The organism is Paenibacillus taichungensis (assembly GCF_013359905.1).
Lineage (GTDB): Bacteria > Bacillota > Bacilli > Paenibacillales > Paenibacillaceae > Paenibacillus > Paenibacillus taichungensis.
Window position 1 is genome coordinate 706,511 of the sequence record NZ_JABMCC010000115.1, and the last position, 17,347, is coordinate 723,857.

At 48.1% G+C, this 17,347-nt stretch carries 12 protein-coding genes; all 12 read left to right on the forward strand.

Annotated elements, in window-relative coordinates:
* Positions 1 to 14 precede the first annotated feature (14 nt).
* The 12 genes from fumC to HP548_RS22360 all read left to right on the forward strand — a co-directional run bounded on the left by fumC (position 15) and on the right by HP548_RS22360 (position 17,321).
* On the forward strand, positions 15 to 1,403 hold the full coding sequence (fumC, locus tag HP548_RS22305; protein WP_163754215.1) for a class II fumarate hydratase: 1,389 nt from the start codon (positions 15 to 17) through the stop codon (positions 1,401 to 1,403).
* Between the two features lie 177 nt (positions 1,404 to 1,580).
* Complete coding sequence (locus HP548_RS22310) at positions 1,581 to 4,325, forward strand: CHASE3 domain-containing protein (RefSeq protein ID WP_175382887.1); 2,745 nt, start codon at positions 1,581 to 1,583, stop codon at positions 4,323 to 4,325.
* Positions 4,326 to 4,581: 256 nt separating this feature from the next.
* Positions 4,582 to 6,204, forward strand: a complete 1,623-nt coding sequence (locus HP548_RS22315) for a PucR family transcriptional regulator (RefSeq protein WP_175382888.1) — start codon at positions 4,582 to 4,584, stop codon at positions 6,202 to 6,204.
* A gap of 253 nt (positions 6,205 to 6,457) precedes the next feature.
* Positions 6,458 to 8,002, forward strand: coding sequence for a factor-independent urate hydroxylase (pucL, locus tag HP548_RS22320; protein ID WP_246318160.1), 1,545 nt, complete (start codon positions 6,458 to 6,460; stop codon positions 8,000 to 8,002).
* Entirely contained in the window at positions 8,002 to 8,379 is a 378-nt protein-coding gene (gene uraH / locus HP548_RS22325; RefSeq protein ID WP_175382889.1) for a hydroxyisourate hydrolase, read from the forward strand. Before pucL ends, uraH begins: the two co-directional genes overlap by 1 nt.
* Before the next feature lie 40 nt (positions 8,380 to 8,419).
* Positions 8,420 to 9,826, forward strand: coding sequence for an allantoinase AllB (gene allB / locus HP548_RS22330; protein WP_175382890.1), 1,407 nt, complete (start codon positions 8,420 to 8,422; stop codon positions 9,824 to 9,826).
* Positions 9,823 to 11,136 (forward strand): M20 family metallo-hydrolase, encoded by a 1,314-nt coding sequence (locus HP548_RS22335; RefSeq protein WP_175382891.1) that lies wholly within the window; start codon positions 9,823 to 9,825, stop codon positions 11,134 to 11,136. The genes allB and HP548_RS22335 overlap by 4 nt, the downstream gene beginning before the upstream one ends.
* Before the next feature lie 6 nt (positions 11,137 to 11,142).
* The gene (locus HP548_RS22340; protein ID WP_175382892.1) at positions 11,143 to 12,384 is read left to right on the forward strand and encodes a pyridoxal-phosphate-dependent aminotransferase family protein; all 1,242 of its coding nucleotides are present in this window, start codon (positions 11,143 to 11,145) and stop codon (positions 12,382 to 12,384) included.
* Positions 12,378 to 13,976 carry a gamma-glutamyltransferase gene (gene ggt, locus HP548_RS22345; protein WP_175382893.1) on the forward strand — a complete coding sequence of 533 codons (1,599 nt, stop codon included), beginning with the start codon at positions 12,378 to 12,380 and terminating at the stop codon, positions 13,974 to 13,976. The genes HP548_RS22340 and ggt overlap by 7 nt, the downstream gene beginning before the upstream one ends.
* Before the next feature lie 107 nt (positions 13,977 to 14,083).
* Positions 14,084 to 15,406: a 5'-deoxyadenosine deaminase gene (locus tag HP548_RS22350; protein WP_090806403.1), complete on the forward strand. Its 1,323-nt coding sequence runs from the start codon at positions 14,084 to 14,086 to the stop codon at positions 15,404 to 15,406.
* Between the two features lie 129 nt (positions 15,407 to 15,535).
* On the forward strand, positions 15,536 to 16,711 hold the full coding sequence (locus tag HP548_RS22355) for an XdhC family protein (protein ID WP_175382894.1): 1,176 nt from the start codon (positions 15,536 to 15,538) through the stop codon (positions 16,709 to 16,711).
* Positions 16,677 to 17,321, forward strand: a complete 645-nt coding sequence (locus tag HP548_RS22360) for a nucleotidyltransferase family protein (RefSeq protein ID WP_175382895.1) — start codon at positions 16,677 to 16,679, stop codon at positions 17,319 to 17,321. Before HP548_RS22355 ends, HP548_RS22360 begins: the two co-directional genes overlap by 35 nt.
* The last annotated feature ends 26 nt before the right edge of the window (positions 17,322 to 17,347 follow it).

Consider the following 17,347-nt stretch of genomic DNA (forward strand, 5'->3'; position numbering starts at 1 on the left):
AGGAGGAAAAGCAAGTGGAATACCGCATTGAGAAAGATACGTTAGGTGAAATGAAAGTACCAGCCGACAGGCTGTGGGGAGCTCAAACGCAACGCAGTAAGGAAAACTTTCCGATTGGTCGCGAGCATATGCCGATGGAAGTCGTGCGTGCTCTTGCCATTTTGAAAAAAAGCGCTGCAGCTAGTAACCATAAATTAGGTAAATTGTCCGCTGCCAAATCGGATGCGATCGCTTATGCCGCTGATGAAATTATTGCAGGTCGGATTGATGATCATTTTCCTCTCGTAGTATGGCAGACGGGTAGCGGAACACAGTCCAACATGAACGTAAACGAAGTCATTGCCAATCTGGGTAACCAGTTGCTTGAACAAAAGGGCAAGGAAGAACGTCTGCATCCGAATGATGATGTAAACATGTCCCAAAGCTCTAATGATACATTCCCAACGGCTCTGCATGTTGCAGGAGTACTTGCTGTTGAAGATCAACTCTTGCCGGCAATCGCGGTGCTGAAATCCACTTTTGCAGACAAATCGGAAAAATTCAAAGATATTATCAAAATTGGACGTACTCATCTTCAGGATGCAACGCCAATTACACTCGGTCAGGAAATCAGCGGCTGGGAAGCGATGCTCGATAAGAGTGAACGTATGATCCGCGATAGTGTGAATTATATGAAAGAACTCGCAATTGGTGGTACAGCTGTGGGAACCGGAATTAATGCACATCCTGACTTTGGTGATTATACAGCCAAGGAAATTGGCAAGCATACCGGCAAGGATTTTGTATCCGCACCTAACAAATTCCACGCACTTACAAGTCATGATGAAGTGGTATATGCTCACGGTGCAGTTAAAGCGCTTGCAGCTGACTTGATGAAAATTGCCAATGATGTTCGCTGGCTGGCTAGTGGCCCACGCAGCGGTCTGGGAGAGATTCGTATTCCGGAGAACGAACCGGGCAGTTCCATTATGCCAGGTAAAGTGAATCCAACTCAGAGCGAGGCGATGACCATGGTGGTTACGCAAGTCATGGGGAACGATGCGGCGATTGGCTTCGCGGCAAGTCAGGGTAACTTCGAGTTGAATGTGTTCAAACCGGTTATTATCTATAACTTCCTGCAATCTGTTCAGCTCCTTGCTGATTCCATTGTTGCATTCAATGATAAATGTGCGGTGGGTATTGAGCCTAACCTCGGCCAGATTGAACACAATTTGAATAACTCGCTTATGTTGGTTACCGCTCTTAATCCGCATATCGGATATGAGAATGCAGCCAAAATCGCCAAGCTTGCGCATAAGGAAGGGCTGTCTCTGAAAGAAGCAACATTGCAGACAGGTCTGCTTACGGAAGAGCAATTCGATCAGTATGTTGATCCAGCGAAAATGATTGCCCCGAAAGCTTAATCAGTCATTATCATGCGAACTTCATTCCAATAAACAAGCGACCTGCATACGCAGGTCGTTTTTTAACTCGTGCGGTTCTTGAACTAATGCTTGTCAGTATATACGTATACATATAAACTACATATGCGACTGTTTTTTAATTGATCGGAATTGTTTATTTCATTGGAGGTTTCTGCGTTGTCGAAAAAGAGAAGATTTACGATACGCTCCAAAATTCTATTGGGCTATCTAGTGGTTGTGTTGTTATTTGGTGCCGTTTTGCTGGTGTTATCTGCCCAAATTGATGCATCGCAGAAGGAAATCGATTTTATCAGCCACCACGACCTGGAAGTGCATAACCTGACCAATGCAATTGAGAAAAATGTTCTGAATATGGAAACAGGACAGCGGGGATTCATGATCACCGGGGAAGAAAGTTATTTGGAGCCATACAACCAAGCGCTAACCCAGTGGAACTCCAATTATGCCGAACTGTATGAGCTGGTTAGTGATAACCCATCCCAGCAGATGACTCTGGAAACCATCAAAACACATATTGTCCGCTGGATTGATGTTGCCGGATCAGCCTCGGTGGCCCTAAAGAGACAAGGAGATCAGGATAAAGTCATTGAATTTTTCCATTCCGATCCAGGGAAAGGCGAAATTGATCTGTTAAGATCCGAGTTCGAGAACTTCCGCAATACAGAGTTGCGACTGACGGAAAGCCGGGTGACCGAGCTCGCAGCACGAAGCTCCACATTGCTTACCATTATGTATACCTTATGGGCTGCCGTTGCCGGACTATCTGTTGCTGCAGCGCTCGTCATTTCGGGCAATATCGTCAAGACCCTGCGTGAAGTCAAACATACCATCAGCGACATATCTCAAGGCGGCAATCTCACACAGCGTATTATTGTCCGTACACAAGATGAGGTCGGTGATTTGGGTAAAGAGACGAACTTATTGCTGGATACGGTACAGGAACAGAATCGACTTAAGGATCAGGTTGCCAGCATTGCTACACTCTTGCAGAACCCTGCAAGTTTGGAGGGCCTGTCACGGTTGTTCCTAAACCAAGTCGCGATCCTGCTAGAAGCCCCTTATGGCGTGTTATATGCGATGAAAGAGAACCGTCTCATTCGTGTAGCTGCGTATGCGGCAGATGGAGAGAAAGAGCGTTCCCTCGGTAAAGTATCCGTTGCACCGGGTGAGGGATTAGTCGGTCAGAGTGCGATTGAGAAGCGAGTTTTGCAGATGAACGACTTGCCTCAAAATTATATTCGCATCTCATCGGGACTTGGTGATGCGTCAGCTGCATCACTCACGGTAGCCCCGGTGGTATTTGAAGGTAAAACGATAGCTGTAATCGAACTGGCCTCTATGAAGCAGATCGAACCAAAGGAAACAAAGTTGCTAACCGAACTGATCGAAATCTTCGGCGTCTCGCTTCATTCCACCGTAACACGCATGGAATTACAGCATTTGTATGATGAATCACAGGTGTTGAATGAAGAATTGCAGACACAATCGGAGAAATTGCAGGCACAGACCGAAGAAATGGTGTCCCAGACGGAAGAATTACATATGCAGACAGAGGAACTGCACATGTTGAACGAGCGTCTGGAAATGCAGAAAAATGCGGCTGAGACCTCTGCTAGCGAACTTGCAGAAGTAGCCGATCAGTTACGGACAAGCTCTGGTTATAAGTCTGAGTTCCTGGCGAATATGTCGCATGAACTGCGTACCCCGCTAAACAGTATGCTAATTCTGTCCGAGATTTTGGCTGAGAACAAACATCAGCACTTAAATAGTGAAGAACAGAAATATGCTTCGGTGATCCATGCATCAGGTAAGGACCTGTTGAATCTGATTAACGACATTCTCGACCTTTCCAAAGTGGAGGCTGGGGAGATGGAAGTGGATTTGGATGATGTCTATCTTGGAACCCTGCCGGAAGCGATGAATCAATATTTCCTGAAAACGGCTGAGCAAAAAGGAATTGATTTCCGGATTCAGCTTCAAAGCCCTCTGCCGGAAACGATTGTTTCCGACGAGATGCGGTTACACCAGATTTTACGGAATTTGCTATCCAATGCATTTAAATTCACCAATGAAGGGGAAGTAGCCTTAACCATCTCCAGAGTGAGTCTGTCCAATCCTGAAACGAACGGAGCAGAGACGGATGTCATAGCCTTCTCGGTTAGTGATACCGGGATTGGCATTGCGGACAGCAAACTGCTGCAGATCTTTGATGCCTTCAAACAGGCGGATGGAGCCACCGCCCGAAAATACGGTGGAACTGGACTGGGACTGTCGATCTCTCAATCTCTTGCCAATCTGTTGGGAGGATCAATCTCGGCAACTAGTCGCGAAGGACAAGGAAGTGTCTTCACCTTATTCCTCCCACTTAGAAGGGAAGAGCCTGAGGTTATGCAAAACTCCAGATTGTTCTTGAACGAGGTAGCCGTGACTGCTCCTGAAACAAACAAATTCTCAGGCGAGAATTCAACAAACGTCGAGATGTTATTGACGCCACTTGAAGAATCATTATTGAATGGCCGCCAGGTTCTTGTTGTCGATGATGATATTCGAAATGTGTATGCCTTGGCAAATGCCCTTGAGCAGTATGACATGAAGGTGATTACAGCTCAGAATGGCTACGAGTGTCTGGAGATGTTAGAGAGCGGAGAAGCGAACCCGGATATTATCTTGATGGATATCATGATGCCAGAGTTGGATGGATATGAAACTACTCGCCAAATCCGTGAGAGATTAAATCTCAAAAAGCTCCCTATTATTGCTTTGACTGCCAAAGCCATGAAAGAAGATCGTGATAAATGTATTGCGGCAGGAGCCTCAGATTATATTAGCAAACCGCTCAATATGAAAGAGGTACTGTCCCGGATGAAATTGTGGCTGAGTCACGAAACATTGGGAATCTGATCCTTTCCGTTTGTAATTCAACATGTATCAACTCGAAAATAAAACCTATGCCAGTTGCGGAACGATTGCTGCAATTGTGTCATGGGTTTTATTTTTTTCTCATGTAAGCTATTTAAAAGAAAATGATGTTATAATACTTAACAATAATCAAGGTCAATTTCAATAAAATGGTTAAAACCAAGTGTATAACCTTTGTTTAAGTCCAAATAAAGGATATAAACCGCTTTATGCGTTATATATATGGGAGGTAATGTCCATGCAGCTTACGGTTAAAGAGGCTTTACAGGTGTACCCGTTGTCTGAGGCCAGATTGGTTGCAGGTGGGGAAGGGACTTCACGGATGATGAAATCCGTTAACGTCATGGACGCTCCAGATATAGCGGATTGGATCAAATCCGGAGAATTGCTTTTCACAACCGCATTTATTATGAAAGACAGCGAGACCGATGCACTTCGTTTGATGCGCCGCCTGAACGAACGTGGTTGTGCCGGATTAGGCATTAAATTGGGCCGTTTCTGGCAGGCCATTCCGCAAGGAATTATCGAGGAAGCAGATCGACTGCGGTTACCGCTGCTGGAACTGCCGTTCCAGTTTACATTTTCCGACCAAATGAATGCGTTATTCAGGGCTGAACATGAACGCAGCAATCGTTTACTGCACGAGGTGGTGCAGAAACAGAAAAAATTGATGCACTTTGCATTGCAACAGCAACAGCATCGTAATGTATTTGCCGAACTGGCTACCGTGTTGAATTATCCGCTTGCGGTTATTGGATCCCGTGGCCATGTACTGTATGGCAGCGAAGGCATTGCGGCAGATGCAGTAGTGCAGGGTTGGCCTTGGAAGTCCGTCATGCACCGAGTGAAATGGAATCAGGCAAGCTGCCACCGGGTACCAATCAAGCAGAATGATGAAGAATACGGATTTTTGCTCGTCTTTACAGACTCGGCGCTGTCACTTAGAGCGGAGGAAGAATTGTTTCAGCAGGCTGCGGATGTCCTGGCATTCTATATGGATATGACCTATCGTGAACACATTAACCCCACCGTTCAGGATGAGATGCGTACGCTGTTAACCCAATATCTAGATAACAAAATGACGGTAGATGAACTCACCAAGCTCAGCGAAAATAAAGGGGTTCATTTGTTCCAGGGGACCTATCAATGTGTGTTGATCACACTGGAACCGTCTGTTTTTGCAGAAGGAAAGCTGCTGAAGCAGATCCACCGCGAGTTGCAGTACAACCCACTTATGCAGTTCACAGCCTCACAGCATTTTCAGATTGAAGATGGCATACTATCCATCTATACCTGTCCAACAGGGCGGGATTATGGAGAGGAATTATCAGCATTCCTGCTGAATCGGTTCGGTGATGTTCTTGCAGCACAGGAAGCCAAGGGAGCACCTGCACCGCGGTTTTGGATCAGCAAAATGAAGCATGAACCGAAGTCACTGCGCGAGGCCTATCAGGAATGTCTGGATACCCGTCAACTGGCTCGCCGATTCGGTATGAAAGATCGGGCTCTCCAGTTCGAGATGCTGGAATTCGCCTATGTATTCCAACATGTTCCGGATAACATCATGGAGAATTATTGCAATAAAGTACTTGAGCCTTTACTGGCGAGGGACGGCGATCCCAATCAGGTACTAATGAATACGTTGGAATCTTTTATCGAGAATGATGGACTTATTAACGAAGCTGCGAAGCAGCTGTTTGTGCATCGGAACACCGTTACCTATCGAATGGAGAAAATCGGAAGTTTGCTGCAAATGGACTTTAAGAAGACTAATGATCTGCTAAAACTAAAGCTGGTGTTCACCTTCCGCAAGTTTGTGCGGGATAAAACCTCGGCAAGACCTCATTCGCATAATCATTAATCCGACGGCAGGCCCAATTAATAAGTAGATAATGATCTTAACCCTTATTCCGAACAAGGTTTGTGCAGCATGACAATGAAGCAAACGTGTCAGATAAAACCGTATTTCCCTTGAGGAAGTGCGGTTTTTTTGCGCTTTTCATTACATTTGAACAATCAATTCCCGTGCACTACTAACAAATCACATAACTGATGTTATGTTATATTACAAAATTGCGTAAATATTGTTGTCGCAGTACGATGAGGCACTTAAAATGAAGAACAACATTCCACAGAAGACCGGAGGTTCTAACATGGGCGATTTCATTAAACTCGTTAACAGCTGGTCTATTACACAGTTCGTGCATACGTTTGGCGGACTATTCGAAGAATCACCTTGGGTGGCGGAGCGTTCTTGGCCTTCAAGACCATTCGACTCTTTTGAACACATGATGAATGTGATGAAAAACGTAGTTCAGACATCCGATGAAAGGGTCAAGTTGCAGTTGCTTTGCAATCACCCGGATCTCGGTGCACGAATCAGCATGAGCAGCAATTCCGTTCAGGAACAGGCTGGTGCAGGGCTTAATTCACTTTCGGCGGAGCAATATAACGAGCTTAGTAAATTAAATAAAGAATATACAATCCAATTCGGCTTTCCTTTTATATTGGCCGTGAAAGGTCACACAGCACAGTCCATCTTGGAGTCCATGCGGAACCGCAATAGGAGAGGAAGAGAGGAAGAATTCCAGACCGCCTTGAAGGAAGTGTTCAAGATCGCTTCTATTCGATTGGAGCAGTGGCTGGTACAGGTTGGTCATGAAGATGAATTTGGATGTAAGCCATCCGAAGTAAAGCAGCGGACCATGTATTACGGCAAAGGTGATGTATGGATGTACCGCTCATACGCCAAACCCTTGACGGGTATTCAGGCCATACCGGAATCTCCATTTACCGGACGCAATAATATCCTGTTCGGATTAAACATTAAAGTAGCCGTGCAAAGCGACGAATTTCTGCCTTCTTTTATCGAAGGAGATAATTCTCTCGTCGTTGCAACGGATTCAATGAAGAATTTCATCCTGAAACATGCTGCGGATTACTACGGAGCTACGGTGGAAGGTTTTCTCGCTTACGTCAGTCGACGTTTTCTGGAGACATATCCGCATATGACCAAAGTGCAAATGACGGCAGATCAGATTCCTTTTGAAGATGTGCTTGTTCGCAGAGAAGGAAGCCTTCGTGCAAGTGAGCTGGTATTCCGTTATTCCCAGAATGATCGGGCGACAGCTGCACTTGAAGCGCAGCGAAAAGGAAATCAGGTTGAACTGAGCAATCATTTCAGTGGTGTCGCAGATATCAGGCTGATTAAGGTCAAAGGCAGTGAATTTGCCGGTTTCGTCAAGGATGAGTACACGACCTTACCTGAGACATGGGATCGTCCACTGTTCATTTTCCTGAATATCAATTGGCGTTACGAAGACCCGAGAGATGGCATGGATGATCAGCGCGGACGTTATGTAGCGGCGGAGCAGGTGAGAGATGTAGCTGCTGCCGTATTCCATGCGTGTCGTTCGGCATCCATTCAGCATCTGATTTATCAGATTGGACTTAGGCTCTTGCGTCGATTTGGACAGCTTAGTGAGGTTTCATTCGAATCCAACAATCGGACATGGGAAACGGTGCTGGAGGAAGTAAAAGAAGGAGAAGGTAAAGTATTTACCGAGGCCAGACCTGCTTATGGGTTTCAGGGCTTCTCAATGACAAGGGATGATCTAGAGGATGACCATTGGGGCTCAAAGAAAGAAAGGGAGGCATGATGTCGGTGGCTGGTGGACGGATTACTACGCATGTGCTGGATACTTCCAAGGGCGTTCCGGCCGCAGGTGTGCGGATTGAACTTTTTGTATTGCATAGGGATGGCGAGAAGGAAAACAAAATGAAAGTTGCTGAATCGGTGACTAATAGCGATGGGCGTCTGGATGCACCGTTGCTTGAAGGAGGGAAGCTTGAGCAAGCGGTCTATGAGCTTCAGTTCAACGTTGAGGGTTATTACGCACAGCGATCTCTTGAAGAATTGGGGCAGGCATTATGGACGGTTGTACCGATTCGGATTGCCGTTTCCGATGCTGCAAGTCACTACCACATTCCTTTGTTGATTGCGCCAGGAGGTTACAGTACATACCGGGGAAGCTGAAATATACGAATCCGGTTCTGATCAGGGGAGGGTCATCCATATGACAAGATTAGACACGATCATCCGGGGGGCCCGGGTTGTATTGAGAGATAGCGTGGAAGAGCTGGATATTGGGATTACTGGTGAAAAAATATCAGCTTTGTCCTCACACCTGGTGGGTGATGAAGATACTGAAATAATAGAAGCAATTGGCCTCACAGTGATGCCAGGGGCAGTGGACATCCATGTTCACTTCAATGAACCCGGACTGGCGAACTGGGAGGGATTTAAGTCGGGATCAGCATCATTGGCTGCTGGTGGAATTACGACGTATGTCGATATGCCGCTTAATGGTGTCCCCCCAACGATTAGACCGGAGGCTTGGGAGTCGAAAATGAAAGCAGCCAACGGTCAATCCTATGTTGATTATGCGTTCTGGGGAGGACTTGTTCCCGGCAATCGGGCCGAGCTTGCACCTTTGACCGATATGGGTGCGGCGGGTTTCAAGGCATTTATGTCCGAACCTGGCGGAGAAGGGGAAGACATCTTCGCCAGAGCGGATGACGATACACTTTTGAATGGCATGTACGAGATCGCAAAACTAAACCGTGTGCTGGCGCTTCATGCCGAAGACGAGACGATGGTTGCTGAACTGGGAGCCAGAAGTATTGCAGATGGACGAATTGGCCCGATGGATTACTTGCAATCTCGCCCAGCAGAAGCAGAGGTTCAGGCGGTGTCACGAGCACTGCAATATGGGGAGCAAACCGGATGTGCACTGCATTTTGTTCATATCAGTACACGGGAAGCGCTTGATCTGATTGCAGAGGCAAAACAGCGCGGGTTGGATGTAACTTCTGAAACATGTCCCCATTACCTGACTCTGACAGAGGAGGATGTTGTCCGGTTGGGAGCTGTAGCGAAGTGTGCGCCACCTTTGCGAAGTATGGCTGAGCAAAATCGGTTATGGGATGCGCTGGGAGCAGGTCTGATTGATGTTATCGCATCCGACCACTCACCCTGTCCGCCATCGATGAAACAATCTGATAATTTCTTTGAAATCTGGGGTGGCATCTCGGGTGCGCAAAGCACGCTGCTGCTCATGTTGGAGGAAGGACATCTTCAGCGAAATGTAGCCCTTCCGCTACTCGGAAAAGTTCTGGCTCTGCAACCTGCAAGAAGACTTGGGTTGGAGAGTAAAGGTGAGATAGCCATCGGCAAGGATGCGGATCTGGTACTAATTGATTGGGAGAAGAGTGCAACCTTAAATACGGATGATCTGCACTACACACATAAACAGAGTCCTTATGTGGGACGCACGTTTTCCTCCAGCATTGTAGATGTGTTCTGCCGGGGCACACGAATATACAGTTCAAAAACAGGATTATCGGATGAACCTTTAGGACGGTTTATCCGGGCTAACTCATCTGTTCCGGTTGGTGTTGAAGGAACGGAGGGGGTGTCATGAACGACGTTGAAGGACACACATCTTCTGGAACGAAACGTTCCACCCAGCCTTTGCCGCAATTGGAGCAGGTGGAGATGAAAGGCATGCTTGAATGGTTATCCGCCTATGGCGCTGATGCCCAGGGTGGTGTCACACGTCTATTGTACGACCAAGCATGGTGTGAGGCACAGCATGCGCTTGCGGCAAAAATGCAGGAGAAAGGGTTAGCTCCTGAATTCGATCAATCGGGCAACCTGTATGGAACTCTGCACGGTAGAGGTATGGGTTCAGAAGTGGGAAAAGGAATGGAAGAGGCACCGATTGTTACGGGGTCCCATATCGATACTGTGGTGCATGGTGGAAAGTATGACGGCGCATATGGCGTAGTTGCGGGAGTGCTCGCGCTAGAGTATCTGAAAAAAAATTTTGGGGTACCCAAACGAACGCTTCAAGTCGTGTCCTTATGTGAGGAAGAAGGTAGTCGATTCCCCTTCGCTTATTGGGGATCACGGAGTATAACGGGGGTAAGCGGGCTGGAAGAAGTTCAATATTTGAAGGATCAGGAAGGCATTACCTTTGCACAGGCAATACATGATGCAGGCTTTGGACCAGATAGTAGCTATAGAACGGCTTCACAAACATACGGTGCGTTTATAGAACTTCATATCGAGCAAGGCCAGGTCCTTGAACGATTGGGCCATTCGATCGGTATTGTATCGAATATTGCAGGCCAGAAACGCTTTAGCATTACAGTAAGTGGCGTAGCTAATCATGCCGGAACTACACCGATGGCCTGGCGCAAGGATGCACTTGCAGGTGCAGCCGAAATGATTACAGCCGTAAGAAACATTGCGCTTGAAGCGGGAGAACCACTTGTAGCCACAGTGGGACGAATAACAGCCGATCCGGGTGTGGGTAACGTCGTTGCATCCCGGGCCGAATTCTCGCTCGATATCCGGCATATCAGGCAAGAGAGCATTGATGGATGCTGGCACAATATGCTACAGGAATTTAGCAGAATCGCAGCCGAGCAACAGCTCGGACTGAACTGGGAGGAGCACTTGTCTGTCATACCTATTCCGATGAACGAACAGATTACGTCAGACATTCGTGATATTTGTGAAGTGGAGCAATTATCCTATATGCACTTGCCAAGCGGCGCAGGACATGATTCGCAGATCTTTCAGCCGGCTTGTCCTACAGCGATGATCTTTGTACCAAGCCAAGATGGCATTAGCCATAATCCCCTTGAATATACAGCTGAAGAGGACCTGATGAAAGGTTTCCGGGTTCTGGTTCAGTTACTCTATAAATACGGTTACGGGAGTTGAGTGAAGATGTCCAACTATAAAGAATTGTCCCCGTCCTTGCGGACGATCATGACACCGGGGCCAGTTGAAGTCGACCCAAGAGTTCTGAGGGCATTATCCTTCCCGATCCTGGGGCAGTTTGATCCGGAGTTCACTTCCCTGATGAATGAGACGATGGCCATGCTGCGTGAACTATACATGACAGACAATGAGTGGTGTTATCCGGTAGATGGTACATCCCGCTCAGGGATTGAAGCCGTGCTGGTCAGTCTGATTCAGCCAGGGGACAAGGTGCTCATCCCCATCTATGGACGTTTCGGACATCTATTGGTTGAAATTTCGGAGCGATGTGGTGCCGAGGTTATCTTTTTTGAAACAGAGTGGGGAACGGTATTTGATCCCGAAGAAGTTATTAAGGCGATCCATGCACATAAGCCGAGTTTGGTTGCGATGGTTCACGGTGAGACATCAACCGGGCAAATGCAGCCTCTCGCCGAGATTGGAAAATCCTGCCGTGAACTCGATATTTTACTTGTCGTCGATGCGGTTGCCACAATTGGAGGGACACCTGTCGAGACGGATGCCTGGCATCTGGATGCAGTCATGGGAGGAACGCAGAAGTGTTTGTCCGTTCCATCCGGGATGGCCCCATTAACGTATAACAGCCGTGTGGAGAAGAAACTGATGAGCCGCAAAACCGTCGAACGGGGCCTCCGCGATGCAACAAGCGCTCGGGCTGAAGGGCGCACGATTGCCAGTAATTATTTTGACTTGAGCCAATTGCAGGACTACTGGAGTTCGGCACGATTGAACCATCATACAGAGGCAACTTCGATGCTCTACGGTCTTCACGAAGGACTGCGAATTTTGCTTCAGGAAGGTCTGGATGCCCGTTTCCAGAGACATCGGATCAATGAACGTGCGTTAGTCGCGGGAATTCAGGGTATGGGGCTCAAACTGTATGGAGAGATGTCCAGTAAACTTCCAATGGTCACCTGTATGGAAATTCCGGAAGGCATAGACGGAGAGTCGGTACGCAGCATGCTTCTGAACGATTTCAGTATTGAAATTGCCAGTTCGTTTGGACCATTGAAAGGCAAGATTTGGCGTATTGGTACGATGGGATTCAGCTGCCAGCGCAAAAATGTACTCCATGTGCTGGGCGCACTGGAAGCTGTACTGTTGCGTCATCGTCACGCCTTGCCAGCAGGCGAGGCCGTACAGGCAGCGCTGGATGTGTATGCCGGGAAGGAGGGCGCCTTATGTTGAACCAGATGCCGATATCCAGGGAGGTGATGGTTACCTCCCCACATTATTTGGCGAGTGCGGTTGGCAGCTCAATGCTCCAGCAGGGTGGTAACGCTTATGATGCTGCTGTCGCTGTAAGTGCCGCGCTGGGCGTAGTCTACCCGCATATGACTGGACTTGGCGGAGATGCTTTCTTTCTGATTCACGACGGTGCAAGTGGTGACATAACGGCCTACAACGGTAGCGGTCGTTCAGCAGCAGGCATTCATGCCGACACGTTCAAAGCGATGGGGATGAGCGCCATTCCTCAGCGAGGTGTGCTTAGTGCAATTACCGTTCCTGGAATGGTAGATACATGGTGGGAAGTCTGGTCCCGCTATGGGAAGTTAAAGTGGGAACAGTTGCTTGAACCAGCTGCGCTATATGCGGAAAAGGGATGTCCTGTATCTCGAAATCTGCGCCTGTGGCTGGAACGTGATGAGGATTTCATTATGGGGCATACAACGCTGCGAGCGGTATTTGCCCCTTTTGGTACACTTTTGCAGGAAGGGGATCTGCTCTTGCAGCCTGATCTTGCCTCTTCCATTCGCCTGATTCAGGCAGGTGGACGCGATGTTTTTTATACCGGGGAACTGGCGGAGCAGCTAACTTCGGCTATTCGTGAGGATGGCGGCATGCTTGCCCCAGCAGATTTCGCGGCTCACAAGGGAGAGTGGGTGAAGCCGATCACTACCGATTACCGTGGCTATCAAGTTCACCAGATGCCGCCGAATTCACAGGGCTTCTCGATGCTGATGATGTTGAATATGCTGGAACATATTGATCTATCTTCCGTGGCGCGCACGTCCCCCGAGTTTTATCATCTGATGGCTGAAGTGGTCAAAAAGGCATTTCGTGACCGTGATCGTTATCTCACAGATCCGGATTTCAGGGATATTCCGCTGGAAAATTTGTTGTCCAAGGTTTATGGAAATGAATTATGGAACGAGATTCAGTCCGCTCCACCTGCTGTGGCACAGCCTTTTCTGTCCAAAATGATGGGTCAGGATACGGCTTATGCGGCGGTTGTGGACAATGAAGGCAATGCCGTCTCGTTTATCCAGAGCCTGTACTTTGATTTTGGCGCTGCTTATGTGCCCGGGGATACGGGTGTGATCATGCAGAACCGAGGTTCCTTTTTCTCACTTGATCCGAAGGACGCTAACGTATTAGAACCAAATAAACGCTCATTCCACACCCTAATGCCGGGTCTTGTCACTCGTAACGGGAAACCTTATATGCTCGTAGGCACGCAGGGTGGTGAAGGCCAACCTCAGACACAGTTATCAGTTCTTACGGGTGTGCTGGACTACGGTCTGAACATTCAGGAAGCCATTGGGCTACCGCGTTGGGTGTATGGGCGTACCTGGGGCGAGGAAGGCGACACGATGAGAGTGGAGAACCGCTATCATGACGACGTATGTGACACGCTTACCCGGTGGGGACATAACGTCGAAGCCAGAGCGCCGTGGGACGGGATTATGGGGCAGTCACAAGGGATTGTCATCCGTGAAGATGGCATGATTAGCGGGGCAGCAGATCCCAGGGGAGATGGCATGGCTATCGGCTGGTAGCGTGATTTATGTAAAGCATCATGCATAGATCCAAAGAAGATCATCTTTAGAATGCAGGATCAGAATAAGTAAATTTACGCAGATAGATACGGATAGGGGAGATTATCATGGGAACGATCCTGCTAAAAGGTGCACAACTCGTCACAATGAATGCAGAAGAGGATGTATTTACGGGAGATTTGCTGATCGAGGACAATAAAATCAAAGAAATTGCGGAGCATATCGATGTTCAGGCAGATCAGGTCATTGATGCTCGAGGCAAAGTACTGCTTCCAGGTTTTATCCAGACGCATATTCATCTGTGTCAGACCTTGTTCCGTGGACGTGCGGACGACCTGGAACTGATGGATTGGCTTCGTCAACGCATTTGGCCGCTTGAGGCGGCGCATGATGAAGAGTCTGTCTATTACTCGGCGATGCTCGGCTTGGGCGAATTGATTTCCAGCGGTACAACAACGATTTTGGATATGGAGACCGTGCATCATACCGATTCGGCTTTTCAGGCGATGGCTCAGAGCGGCATTCGGGTGATTTCCGGCAAAGTAATGATGGATCACGGGGATGAAGTTCCTGAACCGCTGCGTGAAAATACGGCTACCTCGCTGCAACAAAGTGTCGATTTGTTGGAGAAATGGAATGGATTCGGCGGTGGGCGCATTCAGTATGCGTTTTGTCCACGCTTCGTCGTTTCGTGCACCGAGGAACTATTGGTAGAGGTACGTGACCTGTCGAATAAGTACCATGTGAAGGTGCACACCCACGCCTCCGAAAATCGTGGGGAGATCGAATTGGTTGAACACGAACGCGGCATGCGCAACATTGTCTATCTGGATCATATCGGTCTGGCTACCCCAAGACTGGTGCTTGCCCACTGTGTGTGGCTGAGTGAGGAAGAGAAGGAGATTATTCGCAAACGCGGTGTAAAAGTCACCCACTGCCCTGGATCGAATATGAAACTCTCCTCGGGTATAGCTGATATTCCTGATCTGCTGAATCGCCAGATTGCGGTGGGGATTGGTGCGGATGGTGCACCGTGCAACAACAATCTGGATATGTTTCAGGAAATGCGCCTGACCGCGCTCATTCAAAAGGTGCCTCACGGTCCAACAGTGATGGACGCCCGGACGGTGCTGCGCATGGCGACGATGGGTGGAGCAGAAGTGCTCGGAATGTCCAAGGAAATCGGCAGTCTGGAAGTGGGGAAAAAAGCAGATATGTTGCTGCTGGATCTGGATGATTTTCATACGTACCCTTCCTATGAGACTGATGTGTACTCCCGTGTAGTCTATTCTGCAACTCGCAGCTGTGTAGACACCGTTATTATTGATGGAAGCATCGTGCTCCAAAACCGGAAGATTCAAACGATTGATCGTGGTATCGTACTTCGTGAATCGGATAAAAGTATTGCAAGATTGATGAAACGCATCTAATCAAATGCAAACGGATGAAACTCATCCAATGGACTGTCTGAGCAGGAGTTAGACTTTCAATCTTCGCTAAAAAGGCTCAGAATCACTTCTACGGATTCGGATTCAAATCCCTGAAAGGATGGAGACGCCATGGAAATGCATGATATGTGTGCAATTACAGTGCGGGAACCGCGCTGTGTTCTCGCAACAGCAGTTAAGGTAGAAGGTCATGCTTACCGTAAGCAAGGAGTCTCTATGCTTTTGACCGAAGAAGGTACGATGTATGGCAGCATCAGTCCAGGTTGTCTGGAGAGTGATCTGCAAGCTAGGGTGGACCGTGTGCTGGATACACAGCAGTTGGAATTCGTGGAGTATGATATGCGTCCCGAAGATGATCTGTCCTGGGGAGAAACCATTGGCTGCGGCGGATTAATTATAGTGCTTTTAGAGCCGGTATGTGGTGAACTCAGGTCGGTCATGTCCCATATGCATGCGTATTTTCAATGTGGCTCAGCTGTGGTACTAACCCGTTCATTCTACGAGCATTACACCCAAATTCATTATTTGATTCAGCTCGCTGAGGATGAGGAAAGCCAGACATCATTATCACATTCTCCAGTTGCCAAGGGAGCTTCTCTAGGGCCAATAAATACGTTGATTACAGAGGATACACCGCGACTATCGTTAGTCGTTATTCATTCGTCTGAAGCTGACGCTGTCGCATCTAATTCTGGAGAGAGTGATCTTCAGAGGCATGGATTGAATGATGCAGAGCGGTGGGATGTTCCCCTCCAGATCTCTGCAAGATATGAGCCCAAATCCCGTCTAATTATCATTGGAGCCGGAAATGATGTGATTCCGGTCGCCCGTCTGGGCAAATCAGCAGGATTTCGTGTGGTCATAGCAGATTGGCGAGAAACCTTATGCACCGCGGAACGCTTTCCGGGGGTTGAACTTATCCATGGTTTCCCAAGTGAGATCATGCCTGTATTGGATATCCAAAGCGGGGATTATATCGTATTGATGAGTCATCAGTTTCCGAGAGAACGGGAATTTCTTGAATTACTTGAGGATCGAGATTATGCATATATCGGTATTATGGGCTCCAGAACACGGACAGCACGTTTGCTGAACGATCTCCCCCCACTAAAACATCTGCATTCACCCGTTGGCTTGAGCATTGGTGCTGACGGACCGGAAGAGATCGCAATCAGTATCGCAGCAGAACTTATTGCCAGTAAACGAGCTGCTGTTGCCACAGAGCGTCGCAACGTACAGAGGGGGATTGCACATGCGACTGACAGGCATCGTGCTAGCGGCAGGTAAGAGCAGCCGAATGGGGCGGGATAAACTGTCTATCGTCATGCCTGATGGAAGATGTTTGGCTGGATGGACATTGGAAGCTGCATTGAATTCCGATTTGGAGAAAGTTATCTGTGTGGTCAAACCTGAGGATTCACTGGCATGGATTCCCTCCATCTGGCTTAATGCAGCATCATATGGCGGTAATCTTGATATGAGGACGAAGCTACAGATTGCAATCTGTACCGACTATGCATACGGTATGGCCATGTCCCTTCATTGTGGCATTCTGTCTGCAATGGCATACAGGCCAGAAGGTGTGATGATGATTTTGGCAGATCAACCGTTATTGCAGGCACGAGATATTAACAGGGTTGCTGAATCGTTAGCCGTCAACAAACGGTGTGATTATGCAGCAGCTACGGATGGCAGTGGAGGTAAGCCTCCGGTCGCCTTTCGTGAACATATGCTGGGGCCTCTTTTGTCGCTCAGCGGAGATGAGGGGGCGCGAAAAATCATACGCAATGCCAAATATACAGGCACACATGTATCGTTGTCTGATTTTAGCTTTTGGGATGCGGATACCGAACCAGAGCTCGAGCGAATTTTGGATTATGTGAATGGGATAAGATGAATGAAAATCAAGGCAGAAGGAGCGAT

Coding starts and splice junctions, on each gene's coding strand:
- HP548_RS22315 (WP_175382888.1), top strand. CDS start 4,582: ATGCAGCTTACGGTTAAAGAGGCTTTACAGGTGTACCCGTTGTCTGAG.
- pucL (WP_246318160.1), top strand. CDS start 6,458: ATGAAGAACAACATTCCACAGAAGACCGGAGGTTCTAACATGGGCGAT.
- uraH (WP_175382889.1), top strand. CDS start 8,002: ATGTCGGTGGCTGGTGGACGGATTACTACGCATGTGCTGGATACTTCC.
- allB (WP_175382890.1), top strand. CDS start 8,420: ATGACAAGATTAGACACGATCATCCGGGGGGCCCGGGTTGTATTGAGA.
- HP548_RS22335 (WP_175382891.1), top strand. CDS start 9,823: ATGAACGACGTTGAAGGACACACATCTTCTGGAACGAAACGTTCCACC.
- HP548_RS22340 (WP_175382892.1), top strand. CDS start 11,143: ATGTCCAACTATAAAGAATTGTCCCCGTCCTTGCGGACGATCATGACA.
- ggt (WP_175382893.1), top strand. CDS start 12,378: ATGTTGAACCAGATGCCGATATCCAGGGAGGTGATGGTTACCTCCCCA.
- HP548_RS22350 (WP_090806403.1), top strand. CDS start 14,084: ATGGGAACGATCCTGCTAAAAGGTGCACAACTCGTCACAATGAATGCA.
- HP548_RS22355 (WP_175382894.1), top strand. CDS start 15,536: ATGGAAATGCATGATATGTGTGCAATTACAGTGCGGGAACCGCGCTGT.
- HP548_RS22360 (WP_175382895.1), top strand. CDS start 16,677: ATGCGACTGACAGGCATCGTGCTAGCGGCAGGTAAGAGCAGCCGAATG.